Genomic DNA, 19,808 nt, shown 5'->3' with positions numbered 1-19,808 from the left:
CCTGTTCAATAACGATTTCGGATAAACGAAGTGAGTGAACACCATGAGCACTAACGAATTTGACAATGTGGGAACTGCCATGCCGGAAAAAAAAGAAGGTTGGGAGCGTGATGTGCTGGAGAAGCTGGCGTTCGCGTCGTTGCGTGAACAGCGCGCGCGCCGCCGCTGGGGGATCTTTTTCAAGCTGGCCGTGATCGGCCTGATCATCTCCGCGGTTTGGCTCGGCATGAATTACGAAGGTTCTGATACCCAGACCGTCGGCGCGCATACCGCGCTGGTCAAGATCAACGGCGCGATCGAATCGGAAGGCAACGGCTCGGCCGGCGTGGTGGTGCCGGCGCTTGACAACGCTTTCGCCGCCGACGATTCGGTCGGCGTGATCTTGCGCATCAACAGCCCGGGCGGCAGCCCGGTGCAAGCCGGCATCATCAACGATGAAATCACGCGCCTGCGCAAGGAATATCCGAACAAGCCGCTGTATGTGGTGGTTGACGAAATGTGTGCTTCGGGCGGTTATTACATTGCCGCCGCAGCCGATAAAATTTATGTCAACAAGGCCAGCATCGTCGGCTCCATCGGCGTGCTGATGGACGGCTTCGGTTTCACCGGCCTGATGGAAAAGGTCGGCGTTGAACGGCGCTTGCTGACTGCGGGCGAGAACAAAGGCTTCCTCGATCCGTTCAGCCCGATGAGCGCGACCCAGAAAGGCTATGCGCAAACCATGCTGGCGGAAATCCACCAGCAGTTCATCGACGTGGTGCGCAAAGGCCGCGGCGCGCGCCTGAAAGAAACGCCGGAAACTTTTTCAGGCCTGTTCTGGAGCGGCTCCAAGGCGGTCGAGATGGGCCTGGCCGATGGTTATGGAACGGTGGACAGCGTAGCGCGCGATGTCTTGAAGCAGGAGGATATTGTCGATTACACCAAGAGCGAAGGTTTGCCTGAGCGCGTGCTGAAAAAATTCGGCGTGGCGATGGGAGCGGGCGTGGTGCAATCGCTGATGAATAACGTCAAGCCAAGCTTGCGTTGAGTTTCATGCAAGGCCTGCTGGCAAGCGGGTCTTGCGGCAATGTCAAAGTAGAAACCGGCATATGGTAATACCTTAATTCGCCTTGTATCTTCGCGATCCTGTCGTATATTAAAGGTACTCGACGATAGCGAACGGAGGGGGCCATTATAGGAATACCACAATCCATTACCATACAGATTGTTCCGGTAGCAAAAAGTCATTCCATCGCAATACAACCCCTTGTTTTGGAGTAGTGCAGTTACTACCGGATAAACCATCGCATCACGGATGCGACACCGAGAAGTTTTCGACTTCTCAACATAAATGTCTTTCGAGACAGGCAAGTACGGCGACGGCGCAATACCGTCGCCGTTTTGCGTTATGCGCGACGAAATTATTGCGCGAGGAATAAGAACACAGTTGGCTTTTTATGGAAGTCGGGATGTTTGCCCGCAGCCAAGGCAGCTTTCCATTTCGCGGCAGTCTGGGTCTTGATGGTTTCTGAAGGCAGCGTCAGGTCGGTGGCTACGCAAATCAGCGTGCCGGGTTGGCAGGCGCTGGCTAACGCTTCCAGGAAGGCGCTGTTGCGATACGGCGTTTCTATGAACAATTGCGTTTGCTGTTCCTGGCGCGAGCGCAATTCCAGCGCCTTGATGCGTTTGCCGCGCTGCTCGGCGTCGGTCGGCAGGTAGCCGTTGAATGCGAAGCTCTGGCCGTTCAAGCCGCTGCTCATGACAGCCAGCAGCAATGACGACGGGCCTACCAGCGGCCGCACTTGAATGCCGTGCGCATGGGCAAGCCGCACCAGGTTGGCGCCGGGATCGGCGACTGCCGGCACGCCGGCTTCGGAGATCAGGCCGGCGTCCTGGCCGGCAAGGATCGGCGCCAGCAAGGCCGGCAATGCGGCGCTGGCGGTATTGACGTTCAGCTCGGCGATCTGGATTTCCTGCAGCGGCTTGGCCAGCGGCTGGACCGCATCTATCAGCTTCAGGAATGCGCGCGTGGTCTTTGCATTTTCTGCAATGAAGTAATCCAGCCTGGCGGTGAGCGCCTGTACTTCCTGCGGGATGACGGATGCCAGCGCCGCAGCCGGTGTTACGGCTTCGCTTTGGCCTAATGTGTTGGGGATTAAATACAGGGTGCCTGGCATGTCGGTCTATGTGATGAACTATGTTGCGAAAAATGGGAAGGCGGCGCGGCGCAGCATACCGGTCAGCGCGATTAATGGCAAACCGGTCAGGGCGGTCGGATCGGTGCTTTCGATTTTTTCCAGGATGGCGATGCCCAGTCCTTCATTTTTTGCGCTGCCGGCGCAATCGTAGGGTTGTTCGATGCGCAAGTAGGCATCCAGCTCTGCATCGGGCAGGTCGCGGAAAGTAACGAAGGTCTGGATGTTTTCGATCTGGGCTGCGTGTTCGGCCTGGCTCTGCCTGCTGTCCCACAGGCACAGCGCCGTGTGGAAAATGACACGGCGGCCGCGCATTTTCTGCAATTGTGCCAAGGCATTTTCGTGATTGCCGGGTTTGCCTATCTGCTCGCCATCCAGCGTCGCCACCTGGTCGGAACCGATTACCAGCGCATTTGGCGCCGCCAGCGCCACCGAGCGTGCTTTTTCCAGGGCCAGGCGCAAGGCTGTGGCTTGCGGGCTCTCGCCGGGGCGGGGTGTTTCGTCGATGTCCGGTACGATCACTTCAAACGGGATTTGCAGCCGGGAAAGCAATTCCTTGCGATATTTTGAGCTCGAACCGAGGATCAGGCGCGGCAGGGCGCTTGCGGAATAGATGGTTTGTTGTAAGGAAGCCATGGTTTTTGTTGTTTGAGCGATTGCGGAACCGGCAAATGACGGGCAAAGTGCGGAAAACGCGCTAACACTTTGACGGATAAGGGAAAAGGCTGTTATTATCGCAGGTTTTCCGGGTTCGGCTGGGTTTAGGCTTTATTATGAGTGCTTTTGTCATCGACGCCTTTGAGTATGCCCGCCATAAAGAGCGCCGTGAAGGCGACACGCCGGTGGCTGGCCTGGATCGCCTCTCTGCTGAGACTGCGGATCGCTCCGGAACCCTGCATTGGGTCCTGGTCGGCGGCGCCGATCAGTTGGGGCATCCGCAACTGACGCTGACGGTCAGCGGTTCGGCCAAGATCATGTGCCAGCGCTGCCTGACGCCGTTCGATTTCGATATCGATTCGGAATCCGTGCTGGTGTTGGCAAAAGACGAAGAAAGCGCCGACGCGATCGATGCGCTGCTTGATAATGACGAGATTGACGTCATCGTCGGCACTAAAACACTGAATATCATTGAGCTGGTTGAAGATGAGGCTCTGCTGGCCTTGCCCTTGTCGCCGAAACATCCGGTTTGCCCGGACCAGTCTGCGCTTGAAGGCTTGAAAAGCGCCAAGAAAGAATCGCCCTTTGCGATGCTGAAGAATCTGAAGCAGCAGTAAGACGGCAGTAAAGATACAAAGAATTGCGGTAAATTTGTCGCGCTGATTTTCACATGAATGTGATTCCGTGTGACTAAGGTGTGGCAATAGGTAGTAAAATCCGCGCACAAACGCGGCAGGAATATCCAGCCTTTCCCTGTTCTGAGGGTTGGATATGTTAAACTTTAAGATCTTAAGAAAGCAGGAGTTATCATGGCAGTTCAACAAAATAAGAAGACCCCATCCAAGCGCGGCATGCACCGTGCCCACGATTTTCTGGTTGCACCTCCGCTGGCTATCGAGCCAACGACTGGTGAAACACATCTGCGCCACCACATCAGCCCTAACGGCTTTTACCGTGGCCGTAAAGTGTTGAAGACCAAGAACGACGAGTAATATCTACTTGTTCTTGCGATGTAGGTTGAAGGCGGCGCGATGAGTTTCTCAGTGCGCCGTTTTTGTATGCAGAATAGGTCAACACGCCCTCTATCGCGTCATTTTGAATCGCGCCCAATCTGCCTCATAATACGGCTTAGAGTAGGCACTGAATCAAAACAATGACAATCAAAATTTCTATCGACTGCATGGGTGGCGATCACGGCCCGTCGGTTACCGTTCCTGCTGCTGTTGCATTTGCCAATCGCGAGCCTGAGGCCGAATTGGTGCTGGTTGGCCTCGAAGAGGAAATCCGGGCGCAGCTGAAAAAGCACAAGGCAAGCTCCCATCCGCGCTTATCGGTGCACCATGCATCCGAAGTGGTGACGATGGACGATTCCATCGAAACTGCATTACGCCGCAAAAAAGATTCCTCAATGCGTGTCGCCCTGCGCCTGGTCAAAGACCAGCAGGTGCAGGCATGCGTATCGGCGGGCAATACCGGCGCCCTGATGGCCGTTTCCCGCTATCTGCTGAAGACCTTGCACGGCGTTGACCGCCCGGCGATCTGCACCATTCTCCCCAACCAGAAAGACGGTCCGACCTACATGCTCGACCTGGGCGCCAACGTCGATTGCGAACCCTTGCACCTGCACCAGTTCGCCTTGATGGGGTCGGCCCTGGTGTCGGCCATGGAAGGCAAGCCGCGGCCGACGATCGGTTTGCTGAACGTCGGCGAAGAAGCGATCAAGGGCAATGAAGTGGTCAAGCAGACGGCGGAGCTGCTGCGCGCCGATCACGAAAAAGGTATCCTGAATTTCTATGGCAATGTCGAAGGCAACGATATCTTCGAAGGCACTACGGATATCGTCGTCTGCGACGGTTTTGTCGGCAATGTCACGCTCAAGGCTTCCGAAGGCCTGGGCCGTTTCGTCAAGACCGTATTGACGACCGAATTCAAGAGCGGCATCTTGAACATGCTGGGCGCGGTGATCGCCCGCGGCGCCATCAAGGCCATCTCGCGCCGCCTGAATCCTTCGCGCTATAACGGCGCCAGCCTGCTGGGCTTGCGCGGGCTGGTTTTCAAGAGCCATGGCGGCGCTGACGCCTATGGCTACGAGTGGGCCATACAGCGTGCATTCGATGCAGCCAAATATGATGTATTGTCTCGTATTGCGACCACGATTGCGGAGCTGATGCCGCAAGCCGACAACGCTGCCGCAGCTGCGGACGGCGCGTCCGGCGAAATCGTTAATACTGAATCAACCCAACAAAAGACAGCATGACTACATATAGCAAAATTGTCGGTACCGGCAGCTATTTGCCGCCGAAGCGGGTAAGCAATCAAGAACTCACTGCGCAGCTTGCCGAAAAGGGCATAGAGACATCGCATGAATGGATTTTTTCCCGCAGCGGCATTGCCGCGCGCCATTACGCTGAAGCCGATGTGCAATCCAGCGATCTCGCGGTAGCCGCGGCCAGGCAGGCGCTGGACATGGCGCGCATGCAGCCTGACGATATCGACCTGGTGATCGTCGCCACTTCGACCCCGGATCATTTCGGCGGCTTCCCCAGCACAGCCTGCGTAGTGCAGCAAAAACTCGGCATCGCCAATGGCGGCGCAGCGTTTGATGTGCAGGCGGTGTGCAGCGGGTTTGTGTATGCAGTGTCGATCGCGGACAGCTTCATCAAGTCCGGTGCGCACAAGAACGTGCTGGTGATCGGCACCGAGGTTTTTTCCCGGATCCTGAATTTTGAAGACCGCACCACTTGCGTGCTGTTTGGCGACGGCGCCGGCGCGGTGGTCATGACCGCCTCCGCCGAGCCGGGCATCCTCGCCACCAAGCTGCACGCCGATGGCCGCCATAAAGATATCCTGTGCGTTCCGGGCAAGGTAAGCTCCGGCGCGGTCGAGGGCAGCGCTTTCTTGTACATGGACGGCCAGGCGGTATTCAAGCTGGCGGTCTCGGTGCTGGAAAAAGTCGCCAACGAGACCTTGCAGATAGCCGGCATGTCGGCTTCCGAGATCGATTGGCTGATTCCCCACCAGGCCAATATCCGCATCATGCAAAGCACCGCCCGCAAGCTGGGCCTGGACAACGATCGCATGGTGGTGACGGTGGACCAGCATGGCAATACTTCGGCGGCATCGATTCCGCTGGCCTTGGACCAGGCCGTGCGCGACGGCCGCGTCAAGCCTGGCCATAATGTCATGATGGAAGGTGTCGGCGGCGGCTTTACCTGGGGCGCCATCCTGGCGCGGATGTAAGCGCTTCGAGTCCGGGCGGCAGGTTGCCGCCAGAGCGCTGCTATATGCCAGCGTGTGTTTGATAAATTTGATACCCAATTAGGTAAGGCATGAATAAATTCGCTTTTGTTTTTCCAGGCCAAGGTTCGCAAGCCGTTGGCATGCTGAACGGTTTTTCCGGCAATCCGGTAGTAAAAGACACTGTCGCAGAAGCTTCCGAGGCGCTGCAATTCGATCTCGGCAAGCTGATTGCCGAAGGACCGAAAGAAGAGCTGGACCTGACCACCAATACGCAGCCGGTCATGCTGACTGCCGCAGTGGCCTGCTATCGGGCCTGGCTGGCCGCCGGCGGCAAGGCGCCGGCGCTGGTGGCCGGCCACAGCCTGGGCGAGTATTCGGCCCTGGTTGCCGCCGGCGTGATCGCATTCAAGGATGCCGTGCCGCTGGTGCGCTTTCGTGCGCAGGCGATGCAGCAAGCGGTGCCGGTCGGGCAGGGCGGCATGGCCGTTATCCTCGGTTTGTCAGATGAAGACGTGCGTGCGGTCTGCGCGGCTGCGGCCCAGGGCGAGATCGTCGAAGCGGTGAATTTCAATGCGCCGGCGCAGGTAGTCATCGCCGGCCATAAAGGTGCAATCGAGCGCGCTTGTATCGCGGCCAAAGAAAAAGGTGCGAAACGCGCCTTGCCATTGCCGGTATCGGCCCCATTTCATTCCTCGTTGCTGAAGCCGGCGTCGGATCGTTTGCGTGAATACATGCAAGGCCTGGTTTTCACCGCGCCGCAGATTGCGCTGATCAATAACGTCGATGTCGCCATCGTCAATGATCCGGAAGCCATCAAGGATGCGCTGGTGCGGCAAGCGGCCAGTCCGGTGCGCTGGGTGGAAACGGTGCAGAAAATTGCTGCCGAAGGCGTCACCCATGTGGTTGAATGCGGTCCGGGCAAGGTTCTTGCTGGCTTGACCAAGCGTATTAATGACAGCCTGATCAGCGACATGATTATCGACCAGGCGTCGCTGGATAAAATGTTGGAGACATTCAAGTGACTTTACCAATTACAGTTTCACAGGATTTGATCGGCCAGGTGGCTTTGGTCACAGGCGCATCCCGTGGCATCGGCCGGGCGATTGCATTGCAACTGCTCCAGCGCGGCGCCAAGGTGATCGGTACGGCAACCTCCGAGGCGGGCGCTGCGGCGATCACCGAATACCTGGAGGCTAGCCAGCCGGGCAACGGCCGCGGTATCGTGCTGAATGTGAATGACGCCGCCGGCTGCGCCGCAGCGGTCGAGCTGACGCAGAAAGAGTTTGGCAGTTTGTCGATTCTTGTCAATAATGCAGGCATTACCCAGGATCAGCTGGCGATGCGCATGAAGGACGAGGAATGGGATGCGGTCATTTCCACCAACCTGACCGCCGTGGCGCGTTTGTCGCGCGCCGTCTTGCGTGGCATGATGAAGGCCAAGCATGGCCGCATCATCAATATCACTTCGGTAGTCGGTTCGGCCGGCAATCCGGGGCAAATGAACTATGCGGCCGCCAAGGCCGGCGTATCCGGCATGAGCCGGGCGCTGGCGCGTGAGATCGGCAGCCGCAACATCACGGTCAATTGCGTCGCGCCGGGTTTTATCGACACCGACATGACCAAGGGCCTGGGCGAGCAGCAGCACGCCTCATTGCTGCAGCAGATCCCGCTGGGACGGCTAGGCGCGGCCGACGATGTGGCGGCAGCCGTGGTTTTCCTGGCATCCCCGCAAGCCGGCTACATTACGGGCACCACTTTGCACGTGAACGGCGGCATGTACATGAGCTGAAGCAAACCTGCAGTTCCGGGCTTATTTCAGAGTTAAATGTAAGTAACACCTATTTAGAAGCTTTTGGCATGGTTTTGTTAAATCTTAAAGACTAATGTCGAAAGTAAATTTTCAATGCGCAAACCTGCTAAAATGCGCGCACTTTCTGTAACCTAATGGAGGCATCACATGTCCGATATCGAACAACGCGTTAAAAAAATCGTCGCTGAGCAACTGGGCGTCGCAGAAGCAGAGATCAAGAATGAGTCGTCGTTTGTCAACGACCTGGGTGCTGATTCGCTCGATACAGTTGAACTGGTGATGGCGCTGGAAGATGAGTTCGAAATGGAAATTCCTGACGAACAAGCTGAAAAGATCACTACAGTACAAGAAGCAATTACTTACGCTACGGCTCACGTTAAGGCCTAAGCAAGCTTTGAATGTATCCAGGAGAACCGCTTGAGCCGCACACGTGAACGTCGCGTTGTGATCACTGGCCTGGGTTGCATTTCACCGGTCGGCAATACGATTGCCGATGCGTGGAGTGCGATTATCTCAGGCAAATCAGGGATCGCAGCCATCACTAAGTTTGATGCCACCGCTTTTTCCACGCGTTTTGCGGGAGAAGTGAAGGGCTTCAATATCGAAGATTACATTCCTGCCAAAGAAGCACGCCATATGGATACTTTTATCCACTATGGCATGGCGGCGGGGATGCAGGCGATGCAAGACAGTGGCCTGGAAGTAACTGAAACTAATGCTGAGCGGATAGGCGTCATCATCGGCTCCGGCATTGGCGGTCTGCCTTTGATCGAAGAAACGCATGCCGAACTGACCAGTCGCGGCCCGCGCCGGATCAGTCCGTTCTTCATCCCGGCATCGATCATCAACATGATTTCCGGCAACCTGTCGATCAAATACGGTCTGAAAGGACCGAATCTGGCGATCGTGACTGCCTGCACCACAGGCTTGCATTGCATCGGTGCAGCCGGCCGCATGATCCAGTACGGCGATGCCGACGTGATGATCGCCGGCGGTGCGGAATCAAGCGTGTCCCCGCTGGGAGTCGGCGGTTTTGCCTCGGCGCGCGCCTTGTCGGCGCGCAACGACGATCCGGCTACCGCCTCGCGTCCATGGGACAAGGATCGCGACGGTTTCGTATTGGGCGAGGGCGCCGGCGTGCTGGTGCTCGAAGAATACGAACACGCCAAGGCGCGCGGCGCCAAGATTTACGCGGAACTGCTTGGCTTCGGCATGAGCGGCGATGCTTACCACATGACTGCGCCTAGCCTGGATGGTCCGCGCCGTTGCGTGGGCAATGCCTTGCGCGATGCCGGCATCAATCCCGACCAGGTGCAATACCTGAATGCGCACGGTACTTCGACCCCGCTGGGCGACAAGAACGAAACCGAAGCAATCAAGGCGGCTTTCGGCGATCACGCTTACAAACTGGTGGTCAATTCGACCAAGTCGATGACCGGCCATTTGCTGGGTGGCGCAGGCGGCCTGGAGTCGGTGTTTACCGTGCTGGCTTTGCACAATCAGATATCGCCGCCGACTACCAATATTTTCAACCAGGATCCTGAGTGCGATCTTGATTACTGCGCCAATACCGCGCGGGATATGAAAATAGACATCGCAGTCAAAAACTCATTCGGCTTTGGCGGCACGAATGGCACCTTGGTTTTTGGCAAAATCTAAACTTTTGCAGCAGGCTTCGAACCGGTCTCCGCGGATACCGGTTCGAAATTCGTTTTAAGCTTGCCATGATGTCGATCGCCCAGTCAGTCGTGATCCAGCCCTCCAGGGTGCTGTCAGCGCTGGTTGGCCTGCAATGTCTGCTGGCCGCATCGACAGGCGCATTGATTGCCGCCGGTGCTGTCGGCGATTTAGCGTTACCCGAGCGCCTTGCTCTGGCCTTGCTGTGTTTAGCAGCGGCTATTTACGGAATAACGCGCTACTATCGTAGCAGGCAAGCTGTTCACATCGATATTTCCGGAAGCGGTCGCATCAGGATTGCCGATGTGGTAACCCCGTCTACCAAAAAACAGATGCCATCTCCAGCGAGATTGCTTGGTGGCACTACTCTCTGGTCACATTTACTGCTGCTGCGCCTTCGATTGGATAGCGGCTCGGTCCGAACAATCGCTATACTGCCTGACTGTGTCTCTGACGATGCTTTCAGAAATTTATCCGTGGCATGCCGCTGGATTGCGTCGCGGACGAATAGAACGGGACTCGCTGGATTGGATAATGCATAAGCATGGTATTGAACTTTTGTCATTGCTTACTATCTATTTCCGCGCCCGTATGCAAGTCGCAACAAAACAAGGGAATGGGGATTGACGACAGAACGCGAAATTGATCAACTGCTTGTCGAGCGCGTACAGCGTGGCGATAAGAAGGCGTTCGAGCTCTTGGTAATTAAATACCAACGCAAGCTGATGCGTCTTGTTTCGCGGCTGGTGCGCGACCAGGCAGAAGCCGAGGATGTTGTGCAGGAAGCCTTTATCAAGGCGTACCGGGCGCTGCCTCAGTTTAGGGGCGACTCGGCCTTTTACACCTGGCTGTATCGGATTGGCATCAACACTGCGAAGAACTACCTGGTGACGCAAGGGCGCAGGGCGCCCACCTCAACCGAGGCAAATTCTGAGGAAGCAGAAACTTTTGACGATGGCGAGCAACTAAGGGATATAAACACTCCGGAATCCTTGCTGGCCACCAAGCAGATAGCACAAACCGTGAATACTGCGATGGAGGCGCTGCCGGCAGAACTGCGTACGGCGATTACCTTGCGCGAGATTGAGGGATTGAGTTATGACGAAATTGCTGAAGCAATGGGATGTCCGATAGGAACGGTACGCAGTCGGATATTTAGAGCACGGGAAGCTATCGCAGATAAGTTGAGGCCATTGCTGGATACGGCCATCGACAAACGTTGGTAAAAAAGATAGCGGTTTTTCGGGAACGAAGGGGTTGGCCAGGTTTTAAGGTGACTTATGAATACCAAAGATATAACCCAAGAGCAGATCTCTGCCTTGGCTGACGGGGAATTGTCCGACGCCTATGTGGATATGGCGCTGGCGGCTTTGCGCCAAGCGGATGGCCGCGACGCGTGGGACGTCTATCACCAGATAGGCGACATCATGCGTTCGGACGATATGGCGTTGACCATGAGCGCGGATTTTTCCGCCCGCATGGCGGCGCGGCTGGATGCCGAGCCGGCTATCATTGCCGCGCCCTTGGCCGTCACTTCGCAGCCGTCCGAACAGATTGCTGTCGGTGGCGGCCAGCCTGTACGCGTCGGCGTGATAGGCGTCAGGCGCACGATCAAGCGCTTCGCCTTGCCTGGCATGGCGGCTGCTGCCGTAGCCGTGGCGGCGTTCATCGTCACTCCGCAGACGGTGGTAGTCAGCGGTCCGGCGGCACAGCAGATGACGCTGGCGTCCGCATCCGCTGTCAGCGACGACCATGTCGTCACGCATGCCGGAGAAGTGCTGCGGGATTCGCGGATGGACGAATATCTGACAGCGCATCAACGTTTCTCTCCTTCTCTTTATAGCGCTGCGCAATACGCTCGGCCGGCTACATTTGCCCCTGATGCTAATAACTAATATGCGGCAGACGCGGGTCTTGCTGGGAGTCGTTCTGTCGCTGGTCATGGTGCTTTCCGCGCACGCGGAAAGCACCGATGCTGCAAACACGGCTGACAAGCAGGAGGCGCAGGCGCTGTTGAAAAAAATCCAGTCGGCGGCGCAAAGGCTGAATTATTCCGGCACTTTCATTTATCAGCAGGCGAACCAGATACGCACCTCGCGTATCACGCATGTGCTGGAAGGCCGGAATGAAATAGAGAAACTGGAGATTCTCGACGGACAGCCGCGCGAATATATCCGGCGTAACGAAGATGTTACCTGCTATATGCCGGAGACGCGGACCAAGATTGTCGAGAAGCGCGTCACGCAAGACGGTTTTCCTGCCATCCTGGCAGCGCTGCCGGCCGACCTGACGGATTACTACAATGTCAAAATGGGCGAAACCGGGCGGGTAGCCGGGTTCGATTGCCAGGCAGTGCTGCTGGAGCCCAAGGACAACATGCGTTACGGCTACAAGCTGTGGGCGGAAAAAAATTCCGGCCTGCTGTTGCGGGCGCAAACGCTGAACGGCAAGAACGAGATCGTCGAGCAGATTTCGTTTACCCAGATCGGCATCGGCAACATCGATCACAGCCACCTGAAGCCGAGCTTTGGCAACACCAGTTCCTGGCATACGGAAAGCAGCGTGATCAATCCGACCAATCTGAACGAATGGACGGTTACCGGCATGCCTCCCGGTTTCAAGAAAGTACGCGAACTTAAGCGCTTGGTGGCCGATGCGCCGTCTTCGAAGAGCGCTGCCGGCACAGCGGCAATGCGGCGCGAAGTATCGCAGCTGATTTTTTCCGACGGGCTGGTGGCGATTTCGATCTTTATCGAACCGGGCAGCCAGAGCCGTACCGAAGGATCCTTGCAGCAGGGAGCATTGAATATCGTCGGCAAGCGGCAAGGGGATTATTGGCTGACGATTGTGGGCGATGTGCCGCCTGCGGCAATGAGGCAGGTGGCGAATTCGATTGAACTCAAAAACAAATAAAACTTTATGACTACGAAAATGCCTGTTCCGGTTCGTTCCGTTTTATCTGCCATGGTTGTCGCTGCGACAGCCACTTTTTTTGTTCCCGCCATGCTTGGCGCCGGCCCTCAGGCGATTGCCGCGCCGGTATCCGGATTGCCGGATTTTACCGACATCGTCGAAAAAACCGGCCCTGCGGTGGTCAATATCCGTACTACTGAAAAAGTTAAAAGCGGTTCCGGCCAGGGCGATTCGGGCGACCCTAGCGACGACGAAATGCAGGATTTTTTCCGCCGCTTTTTCGGCGTCCCGATTCCCAACATGCCGCGCCCGCAGGTTCCCGGCCAGCGCGGCCGCAAGGCTGATCCCAAGCAGCAGGAAGAGGTGCCGCGCGGAGTCGGCTCCGGCTTCGTGATTTCGACCGATGGTTATGTCATGACCAACGCCCATGTGATCGACGGCGCCAGCGAAGTGTATGTGACACTGACCGACAAACGCGAATTCAAAGCCAAGGTGATCGGCGCGGACACTCGCAGCGATGTCGCCTTGTTGAAAATCGACGGCGCCAACCTGCCGCGCCTGACGATGGGCGATTCCGACAAGATCAAGGCTGGCGAATGGGTGCTGGCGATCGGCTCGCCGTTCGGCCTCGAGAACACCGTGACCGCCGGCATCATTTCGGCGAAAGCGCGCGACACCGGCGACTACCTGCCTCTGATCCAGACCGATGTTGCGGTCAATCCAGGCAATTCCGGCGGGCCATTGATCAACATGCGCGGCGAAGTGGTCGGCATCAACTCGCAGATCTACAGCCGTTCCGGCGGTTTCATGGGGATTTCGTTTGCGGTCCCGATCGACGAAGCCATGCGCGTGTCGGACCAGCTGAAAGCCTCGGGCAAGGTGACGCGCGGCCGGATCGGCGTGCAGATCGGCGAAGTGACCAAGGACGTGGCTGAATCGCTGGGCTTGCCCAAGGCTGAAGGCGCGCTGGTGGCGCGGGTCGAACCTGACGGACCGGCAGCCAAGGCTGGTTTGCAGGCCGGCGACATCATCCTGAAATTCAACGGCGTGGCAATCGACAAGGCGAACGACCTGCCGCGCCTGGTCGGCAATACCAAGCCGGGTGCGCGCGGCACCATCAGCGTCTGGCGCAAGGGCAGCAGCCGCGACTTCCCGATCACGATCACCGAACTGGCGGCCGACAAGGTCGCCGCGGACGATGACGTCAAGCCGAAGAAGAAGGAGCAGGTTGCCAACGCACTGGGCTTGACAGCCAGTGACCTGAGCGAAGCCAAGAAGAAAGAATTGGGCGTCGACGGCGGAGTGGTCATCGAGACGTCCGAGGGCAGTGCGGCGCGGGCCGGCTTGCGTGCCGGCGATGTGGTGCAGCGCTTGAACAATACCGATATCAAGGATGTCAAGCAGTTCAACGCCCTGGTTGCCAAACTGGAGCCGAAGAAAATGGCGGTGCTGCTGGTGCGCCGCGGCGAGTCGTCGCAATTCGTCCCGCTGCGCCCAGGCAACTGACGGCGCTGATTGTCGTTATCCGGAGCTGCAGGCTGTCGAGGTCTGCAGCTTTTTGTTTTTGCCGGTGCGGCTTGCCGCCCCATGTGTTCCAGGGTCCAGGGATGTCAAAATTTCACTTCACGCTATATAACCGGTCCTACTGCCATTTGTGCGACGACATGCGCCAGGCGCTGCTGGCTTTGCAGGCGCCGGACGAAAGCGCGGCCGGCTGGTTTACTGTCGAGCTGGTCGATGTCGATGCAGATCCTGAACTGGTGGCCAGATATGATGAGCTGGTCCCGGTGCTCGTCGGAAGCAGGGACGGCCAGCCGCCGGTACAGCTTTGTCATTATTTTCTTGATGCCGAGGCAGTAAAGGGATTTTTAGGCGACGACGGCTGAACAGCGGCCAATCAGGCATTTTAATTACTAAAAATATAATAAAATAATTTCTGTCCGGAAAATTATCTTTCGCATACTCCTGCCGGGAAACAAAAAAAGAGTCTCTTGCGGCCCTTGTTTTAAGGTGCTTTTAAGATACTTATAGGAGTATGTTGATAAAACGCTTTCCTTGTTATACTGGAAGGCAATATCTTCAGGCCTTTGATTTGTCGGTTTTCCCCTCTGAAATCCGGTAAAATGACGGCACTGAATAACCTGTCATAAAAGGCGCTCGCCTGGGACACATGTGCGGTGTTTCGTCAAATGCGAAACACTGTGCTGGGCCCGGCTCAGAGCGCTTTTTTTGTAATCGCGTCTGTCAATGAACAACATCCGTAATTTCTCCATCATCGCCCACATCGACCACGGTAAATCCACCCTGGCGGACCGTATCATCCAATCCTGCGGCGGCTTGTCTGATCGTGAAATGGAAGCTCAGGTGCTCGACTCGATGGATATCGAGCGCGAGCGCGGCATCACGATCAAGGCCCAGACCGCGGCGCTGTCCTACAAGGCGCTGGATGGGCAGGTCTACAACCTGAACCTGATCGATACCCCGGGCCACGTCGACTTCAGCTATGAAGTCAGCCGTTCGCTGTCCGCCTGCGAAGGCGCGCTGCTGGTGGTCGACGCCTCGCAAGGGGTGGAAGCCCAGACCGTGGCCAACTGCTATACCGCGCTTGACCTGGGTGTGGAAGTGGTGCCGGTATTGAACAAGATCGACTTGCCTTCCGCCGATCCCGACAATGCAATCGCCGAAATCGAAGACGTGATCGGGATCGATGCCCACGATGCCGTGCACTGCTCGGCGAAGACCGGGCTTGGCGTGCGCGAGGTGCTGGAGTCGCTGATTGTCAAGGTGCCGCCGCCGAAAGGCGATCCGGACGCCCCTTTGCAAGCCTTGATCGTCGATTCCTGGTTCGACAATTATGTCGGCGTCGTGATGCTGGTGCGTATCAAGAACGGTACGCTGCGTCCTAAAGACAAGATCCTGCTGATGGCTACCGGTTCCCAGCACCTGACGGAAAGCGTTGGCGTGTTTACGCCTAAATCGCAGGCCCGCGAATCGCTGTCCGCCGGCCAGGTGGGTTTCATCATCGCCGGCATCAAGGAGCTGAAGGCCGCCAAGGTAGGCGATACCGTCACCCTGGCCGGCAAGCCCGCAGCGGCGGCCTTGCCTGGTTTTAAGGAAGTGCAGCCGCAGGTGTTCGCCGGCTTGTTCCCGGTCGAGGCCAACCAGTACGATGCGCTGCGCGACTCGCTGGAAAAGCTCAAGCTGAACGACGCTGCCCTGCAGTATGAGCCGGAGGTATCGCAAGCGCTGGGATTCGGTTTCCGCTGCGGCTTCCTCGGTTTGCTGCACATGGAAATCGTCCAGGAGCGGCTGGAGCGCGAGTTCGACATGGACTTGATCACTACCGCGCCTACCGTGATCTACGAGGTGGTGAAGCGCGATGGCACCATCATGCTGGTGGACAATCCGTCGAAGATGCCCGATCCGTCGAATATCGAAGAAGTGCGCGAACCGATCGTCACCGTCAACCTGTACATGCCGCAGGAATATGTCGGTTCGGTCATTACGCTGTGCACCCAGAAGCGCGGGCAGCAGATCGACATGAGCTACCACGGCAAGCAGGTCAAGCTGACCTATGAAATCCCGATGGCGGAGGTGGTGCTCGATTTCTTCGATCGCCTGAAATCGACTTCGCGCGGTTACGCCTCGATGGACTACGAATTCAAGGAATACCGTTCGGCCGACGTGGTCAAGGTCGACATGCTGATCAACAGCGAAAAGGTCGATGCGCTGGCGATCATCGTGCACCGCGCCAACAGCCAGTACCGCGGCCGGGCAGTGGCGGCCAAGATGCGCGAGCTGATTCCGCGCCAGATGTTCGATGTTGCGATCCAGGCGGCGATCGGCGCCAATATCATTTCGCGCGAAAACGTCAAGGCCCTGCGCAAGAACGTGCTGGCGAAATGCTACGGCGGCGATATCAGCCGCAAGCGCAAATTGCTGGAAAAGCAGAAGGCCGGTAAAAAACGGATGAAGCAGGTGGGTTCCGTCGAGATCCCGCAAGAAGCATTCCTGGCAATCTTACAAGTGGATGAAAAATGACATTGCAATCAATCTTAGGAAATTTCGCATTAATCCTGTTTGTCTTGACCGTTGTCACCGGCATCATCTGGTTTTTTGACCGCTTCTACCTCAGCAAGCAGCGGCGCGCCAAGGCCGACGCCGCGCTGGCCGAATTCGACGCCCGCAACGCCAAGCTGAGCGCCGACGGCATCAAGCTGGAGAACAGCGGCCGTGCCGCGCTGGAAGCGAACCTGCTGCGCCAGCCGACCTGGGTAGAATATTCCGGCAGCTTTTTCCCGGTGATCGCCATGGTGTTTTTCTTGCGCTCGTTCCTGTACGAGCCGTTCAAGATTCCATCGAGTTCGATGGTGCCGACCTTGCTGGTGGGCGACCTGATCCTGGTCAACAAGTTTACTTACGGTATCCGCTTGCCGATCCTGAATAAAAAAGTGATCGAAATGCATAACCCGCAGCGCGGCGACGTGATGGTGTTCAAATATCCCAAGGATATGTCGCTCGATTACATCAAGCGCGTGGTTGGGGTGCCCGGTGATAAAATAACTTACCAAAACAAGCGCTTAACGATTAACGGTCAAGCTCTTTCTTATGTGTCGCTGCCGGATTACCTGAATGAGGACAGCCTGGACTACTCCCAGCAATTCACGGAAAACCTGTCAAACGTGCAACATACGATCGCAGTGCGCAGCGGCCGGCCACCGATTTCGCTGGAAGGCGTGATGGATTTCCCTAACAAGGACGCTTGTTCCTATAACCCTGAAGGTTTTACCTGTACCGTTCCTGCTGGAAATTATTTCATGATGGGGGATAATCGGGATAACAGCGAAGACAGCCGTTACTGGGGATTTGTACCGGATGAAAATATTGTTGGAAAAGCATTTTTGGTCTGGATGAACTTAGGCAATTTCAAGCGTATTGGCACTTTCTTTAAATAAACCATTTAAACCATTGCGGAGTCAGGGATGACAAGAATTTCCGGATCTACACGGAAGCAGCAGGGCATTACATTATTCGGCCTGATCGTTGTGTTGGCGGTCCTCGGCTGTATCGGTGTGCTGGTGGCCAAGGTGACACCGACCACGATCGAATATTTTTCGATCAAGAAAGCGATTGCCGCAGCCCGGACGTCCGGCACCACGGTGCAGGAAATCCAGAATGCGTTCAACAAGCAGGCCGAGGTGGGCTACATCGATGCGATTTCAGGAAAAGACCTGGAAATCACCAAGAATGGCGACGATATCCAGATCAGCTTTGCGTACCAGAAAAAGATTCCGCTGGTCGGACCTGTCAGCTTGCTGATCGATTATGCAGGCAGCACCGCCAAGTCTTGACCGGTGTTGAACCAAATGTTGAAGAACTAGCGCGGACGACAACCGTAAACGTCGAAGAAAAAAATGGACCTCATGTTATTGCAGAATCGGCTAGGCCACACTTTTAAGGATGCTACGTTATTGCAGCAGGCCTTGACGCATCGCAGCCATAGCACCTTGCATAACGAACGGTTGGAATTCCTCGGCGATTCGATCCTGAACTGTGTTGTCGCTTCATTGCTGTTCGACCGCTATACCAAGATAGACGAAGGCGACCTGTCGCGGGTGCGCGCCAACCTGGTCAAGCAGCAATCGCTGTATGAAATTGCGCAAAGGCTGGAACTGTCGCAATTCCTGCGGCTGGGCGAGGGCGAACTGAAGTCCGGCGGCTTTCGCCGGCCTTCGATCCTGGCCGATACGCTGGAAGCGCTGTTCGGCGCGATTTTCCTGGACGCCGGCTTTGACGCCGCGCGCGACGTGATCCGCGCCTTGTATATCCCGATCCTCGATACCGTCGATCCCAAGACCCTGGGCAAGGATGCCAAGACCCTGCTGCAGGAATACCTGCAAGGGAAAAAGATCGCCTTGCCGCAATATAACGTCGTGGCTACCCACGGCGCCGCGCACAACCAGGAATTCGAAATCGAATGCCTGGTGCCGAAGCTGGATATCCAGGTCTTCGGCAACGGCGGCAGCCGCCGCGCCGGCGAGCAGGCCGCAGCCAAGCTGGCGCTGGAAGCGGTGCAAAAAGCCTTTGTGAAAGCGCCGGCCGCGCCGCGCAAAGCCAAGCCGCGCACCGCGCAGCTGAAACTGAGCGGGATTGCGACGATCCAGCCGGATGCGCCGGAAGCGGCGCCGGATGAAGCCGGCAAGCCTGCCGCGCCGGCCAAGGATAAAGCGCCGGTCGAGGTGGCCGCCAAAACACCGGCGAAAACCCATGCGCCGGCCGTCAACGGCAGCGCTGAGGCAGCCACCCCAGCCAAGGCGAGCCCTGTCGCGGAAACCATCGCCGCAGCCGGCGCCGCCGCTCCTTCTAATGCAACACCCCATACTACGAGTAAATCGAAAACCGCATGACAGACTCTACACCCCAGGCATCGACTGCTATGTCGTCGGCTGCAGCTGATTTCCGTTGCGGCTACATAGCTATTGTCGGTCGCCCTAACGTAGGCAAGTCGACCTTGATGAACGAGCTGATCGGCGCCAAGGTCAGCATTACGTCGCGCAAGGCGCAGACCACGCGCCATCGGATCACCGGGATCCAGACCGTGGCCGACACGCAGTTCGTGTATGTCGACACGCCAGGTTTCCAGACGCGCCATTCGAATGCGCTGAACAAGACGCTGAACCGCACCGTGACCACGACGCTGACAGCGGCCGACGTCATCCTGTACATCATCGAAGCAGGCACCTTTGGCCCCGCTGACCAGCAAGTGATGGCTTTGCTGCCGGCCAACGTGCCTTGCATCCTGGTGATCAACAAATCGGACCGGGTCAAGGACAAGGCGGTGCTGTTGCCGTTCGCCCAGAAAATCGCCGCCATGCGCGATTTCGCCGCGGTGGTGCCGGTATCGGCCAAGCTGCGCTTCCAGCTGGATAACCTGCAAGGCGAAATCCGCAAGCACCTGCCGGCCAATCCGCCGATGTTCGGCGAAGACGATATTACCGACCGCAGCGAGAAATTCCTCGCGGCCGAAATCGTGCGTGAAAAAGTATTCCGTTTTGTCGGCGATGAACTGCCTTATACCAGCACGGTCCTGATCGAAAAATTCGAACTTGAAGGCAACCTGCGCCGCGTGTTCGCGGCGATCCTGGTCGAGCGCGATACCCACAAGTCGATGGTGATCGGCCAGAAGGGCGCCCGCCTCAAGGATATTTCAACCCAGGCGCGGCTGGACATGGAACGCCTGTTCGGCGGTCCGGTATACCTGGAAATCTGGGTCAAGGTGAAATCCGGCTGGGCCGACAACGAAGCCGGATTGCGCGCCTACGGCTACGAATAAGCCC

General features: G+C 57.0%; 22 protein-coding genes. 20 read left to right on the top strand and 2 right to left on the bottom strand.

Translation table 11 applies throughout. From position 1 onward, the window contains the following. The first annotated feature begins 43 nt into the window (after window positions 1-43). A complete protein-coding gene (locus V8G57_RS16660) occupies window positions 44-1,027 on the top strand; it encodes a S49 family peptidase (RefSeq protein WP_342830309.1) in 984 nt (327 codons plus the stop codon). Window positions 1,028-1,400: 373 nt separating this feature from the next. Here V8G57_RS16660 and V8G57_RS16655 read toward each other — a convergent pair whose 3' ends face one another. Together V8G57_RS16655 and V8G57_RS16650 are read right to left on the bottom strand one after the other, a co-directional pair. Further along, window positions 1,401-2,156, bottom strand: coding sequence for an SAM-dependent methyltransferase (locus V8G57_RS16655; protein WP_342830307.1), 756 nt, complete (start codon window positions 2,154-2,156; stop codon window positions 1,401-1,403). An 18-nt stretch (window positions 2,157-2,174) separates the two neighbouring features. Then, window positions 2,175-2,810 carry a Maf-like protein gene (locus V8G57_RS16650; protein WP_092392892.1) on the bottom strand — a complete coding sequence of 212 codons (636 nt, stop codon included), beginning with the start codon at window positions 2,808-2,810 and terminating at the stop codon, window positions 2,175-2,177. A 137-nt stretch (window positions 2,811-2,947) separates the two neighbouring features. Between V8G57_RS16650 and V8G57_RS16645 the strand changes: the two genes are divergently transcribed. The 19 genes from V8G57_RS16645 to era all read left to right on the top strand — a co-directional run bounded on the left by V8G57_RS16645 (window position 2,948) and on the right by era (window position 19,804). After that, window positions 2,948-3,448 (top strand): YceD family protein, encoded by a 501-nt coding sequence (locus V8G57_RS16645; protein WP_342830305.1) that lies wholly within the window; start codon window positions 2,948-2,950, stop codon window positions 3,446-3,448. Window positions 3,449-3,640: 192 nt separating this feature from the next. After that, the gene (gene rpmF / locus V8G57_RS16640; RefSeq protein ID WP_014006864.1) at window positions 3,641-3,823 is read left to right on the top strand and encodes a 50S ribosomal protein L32; all 183 of its coding nucleotides are present in this window, start codon (window positions 3,641-3,643) and stop codon (window positions 3,821-3,823) included. 161 nt (window positions 3,824-3,984) lie between these two features. Then, window positions 3,985-5,088, top strand: coding sequence for a phosphate acyltransferase PlsX (plsX, locus tag V8G57_RS16635; protein ID WP_342830303.1), 1,104 nt, complete (start codon window positions 3,985-3,987; stop codon window positions 5,086-5,088). Further along, the gene (locus V8G57_RS16630; protein WP_092392899.1) at window positions 5,085-6,071 is read left to right on the top strand and encodes a beta-ketoacyl-ACP synthase III; all 987 of its coding nucleotides are present in this window, start codon (window positions 5,085-5,087) and stop codon (window positions 6,069-6,071) included. Before plsX ends, V8G57_RS16630 begins: the two co-directional genes overlap by 4 nt. 89 nt (window positions 6,072-6,160) lie before the next feature. Further along, window positions 6,161-7,093 carry an ACP S-malonyltransferase gene (fabD, locus tag V8G57_RS16625; RefSeq protein WP_342830302.1) on the top strand — a complete coding sequence of 311 codons (933 nt, stop codon included), beginning with the start codon at window positions 6,161-6,163 and terminating at the stop codon, window positions 7,091-7,093. Further along, the gene (gene fabG / locus V8G57_RS16620; protein ID WP_342830301.1) at window positions 7,090-7,860 is read left to right on the top strand and encodes a 3-oxoacyl-ACP reductase FabG; all 771 of its coding nucleotides are present in this window, start codon (window positions 7,090-7,092) and stop codon (window positions 7,858-7,860) included. The genes fabD and fabG overlap by 4 nt, the downstream gene beginning before the upstream one ends. A gap of 168 nt (window positions 7,861-8,028) precedes the next feature. Then, window positions 8,029-8,268, top strand: coding sequence for an acyl carrier protein (gene acpP / locus V8G57_RS16615; protein ID WP_342830300.1), 240 nt, complete (start codon window positions 8,029-8,031; stop codon window positions 8,266-8,268). Window positions 8,269-8,298: 30 nt separating this feature from the next. Beyond that, window positions 8,299-9,540 carry a beta-ketoacyl-ACP synthase II gene (fabF, locus tag V8G57_RS16610; protein ID WP_342830299.1) on the top strand — a complete coding sequence of 414 codons (1,242 nt, stop codon included), beginning with the start codon at window positions 8,299-8,301 and terminating at the stop codon, window positions 9,538-9,540. 65 nt (window positions 9,541-9,605) lie between these two features. Beyond that, the gene (locus tag V8G57_RS16605; RefSeq protein WP_342830297.1) at window positions 9,606-10,100 is read left to right on the top strand and encodes a protein YgfX; all 495 of its coding nucleotides are present in this window, start codon (window positions 9,606-9,608) and stop codon (window positions 10,098-10,100) included. Between the two features lie 81 nt (window positions 10,101-10,181). After that, the gene (gene rpoE / locus V8G57_RS16600; RefSeq protein WP_014006857.1) at window positions 10,182-10,784 is read left to right on the top strand and encodes an RNA polymerase sigma factor RpoE; all 603 of its coding nucleotides are present in this window, start codon (window positions 10,182-10,184) and stop codon (window positions 10,782-10,784) included. A 54-nt stretch (window positions 10,785-10,838) separates the two neighbouring features. Beyond that, window positions 10,839-11,453, top strand: a complete 615-nt coding sequence (locus tag V8G57_RS16595; protein ID WP_342830295.1) for a sigma-E factor negative regulatory protein — start codon at window positions 10,839-10,841, stop codon at window positions 11,451-11,453. A gap of 1 nt (window position 11,454) precedes the next feature. Then, the gene (locus tag V8G57_RS16590) at window positions 11,455-12,471 is read left to right on the top strand and encodes a MucB/RseB C-terminal domain-containing protein (RefSeq protein ID WP_342830366.1); all 1,017 of its coding nucleotides are present in this window, start codon (window positions 11,455-11,457) and stop codon (window positions 12,469-12,471) included. An 18-nt stretch (window positions 12,472-12,489) separates the two neighbouring features. Beyond that, a complete protein-coding gene (locus V8G57_RS16585; RefSeq protein WP_342830294.1) occupies window positions 12,490-13,977 on the top strand; it encodes a DegQ family serine endoprotease in 1,488 nt (495 codons plus the stop codon). 101 nt (window positions 13,978-14,078) lie between these two features. After that, window positions 14,079-14,357 carry a glutaredoxin family protein gene (locus tag V8G57_RS16580; RefSeq protein WP_342830293.1) on the top strand — a complete coding sequence of 93 codons (279 nt, stop codon included), beginning with the start codon at window positions 14,079-14,081 and terminating at the stop codon, window positions 14,355-14,357. A 361-nt stretch (window positions 14,358-14,718) separates the two neighbouring features. Further along, entirely contained in the window at window positions 14,719-16,512 is a 1,794-nt protein-coding gene (gene lepA / locus V8G57_RS16575) for a translation elongation factor 4 (RefSeq protein WP_092392923.1), read from the top strand. Then, on the top strand, window positions 16,509-17,426 hold the full coding sequence (gene lepB / locus V8G57_RS16570; protein ID WP_342830292.1) for a signal peptidase I: 918 nt from the start codon (window positions 16,509-16,511) through the stop codon (window positions 17,424-17,426). Before lepA ends, lepB begins: the two co-directional genes overlap by 4 nt. 27 nt (window positions 17,427-17,453) lie before the next feature. Then, window positions 17,454-17,822 (top strand): DUF4845 domain-containing protein, encoded by a 369-nt coding sequence (locus V8G57_RS16565; protein ID WP_092392929.1) that lies wholly within the window; start codon window positions 17,454-17,456, stop codon window positions 17,820-17,822. Window positions 17,823-17,885: 63 nt separating this feature from the next. Then, entirely contained in the window at window positions 17,886-18,878 is a 993-nt protein-coding gene (rnc, locus tag V8G57_RS16560) for a ribonuclease III (RefSeq protein ID WP_342830290.1), read from the top strand. After that, window positions 18,875-19,804 carry a GTPase Era gene (gene era, locus V8G57_RS16555; RefSeq protein ID WP_092392935.1) on the top strand — a complete coding sequence of 310 codons (930 nt, stop codon included), beginning with the start codon at window positions 18,875-18,877 and terminating at the stop codon, window positions 19,802-19,804. Before rnc ends, era begins: the two co-directional genes overlap by 4 nt. Window positions 19,805-19,808: the final 4 nt, after the last annotated feature.

This window comes from Collimonas rhizosphaerae, from assembly GCF_038896935.1.
Lineage (GTDB): Bacteria > Pseudomonadota > Gammaproteobacteria > Burkholderiales > Burkholderiaceae_D > Collimonas > Collimonas rhizosphaerae.
The sequence above is the reverse complement of the archived record's forward strand: the minus strand, read 5'-3'. Positions and strand labels throughout refer to the sequence as shown.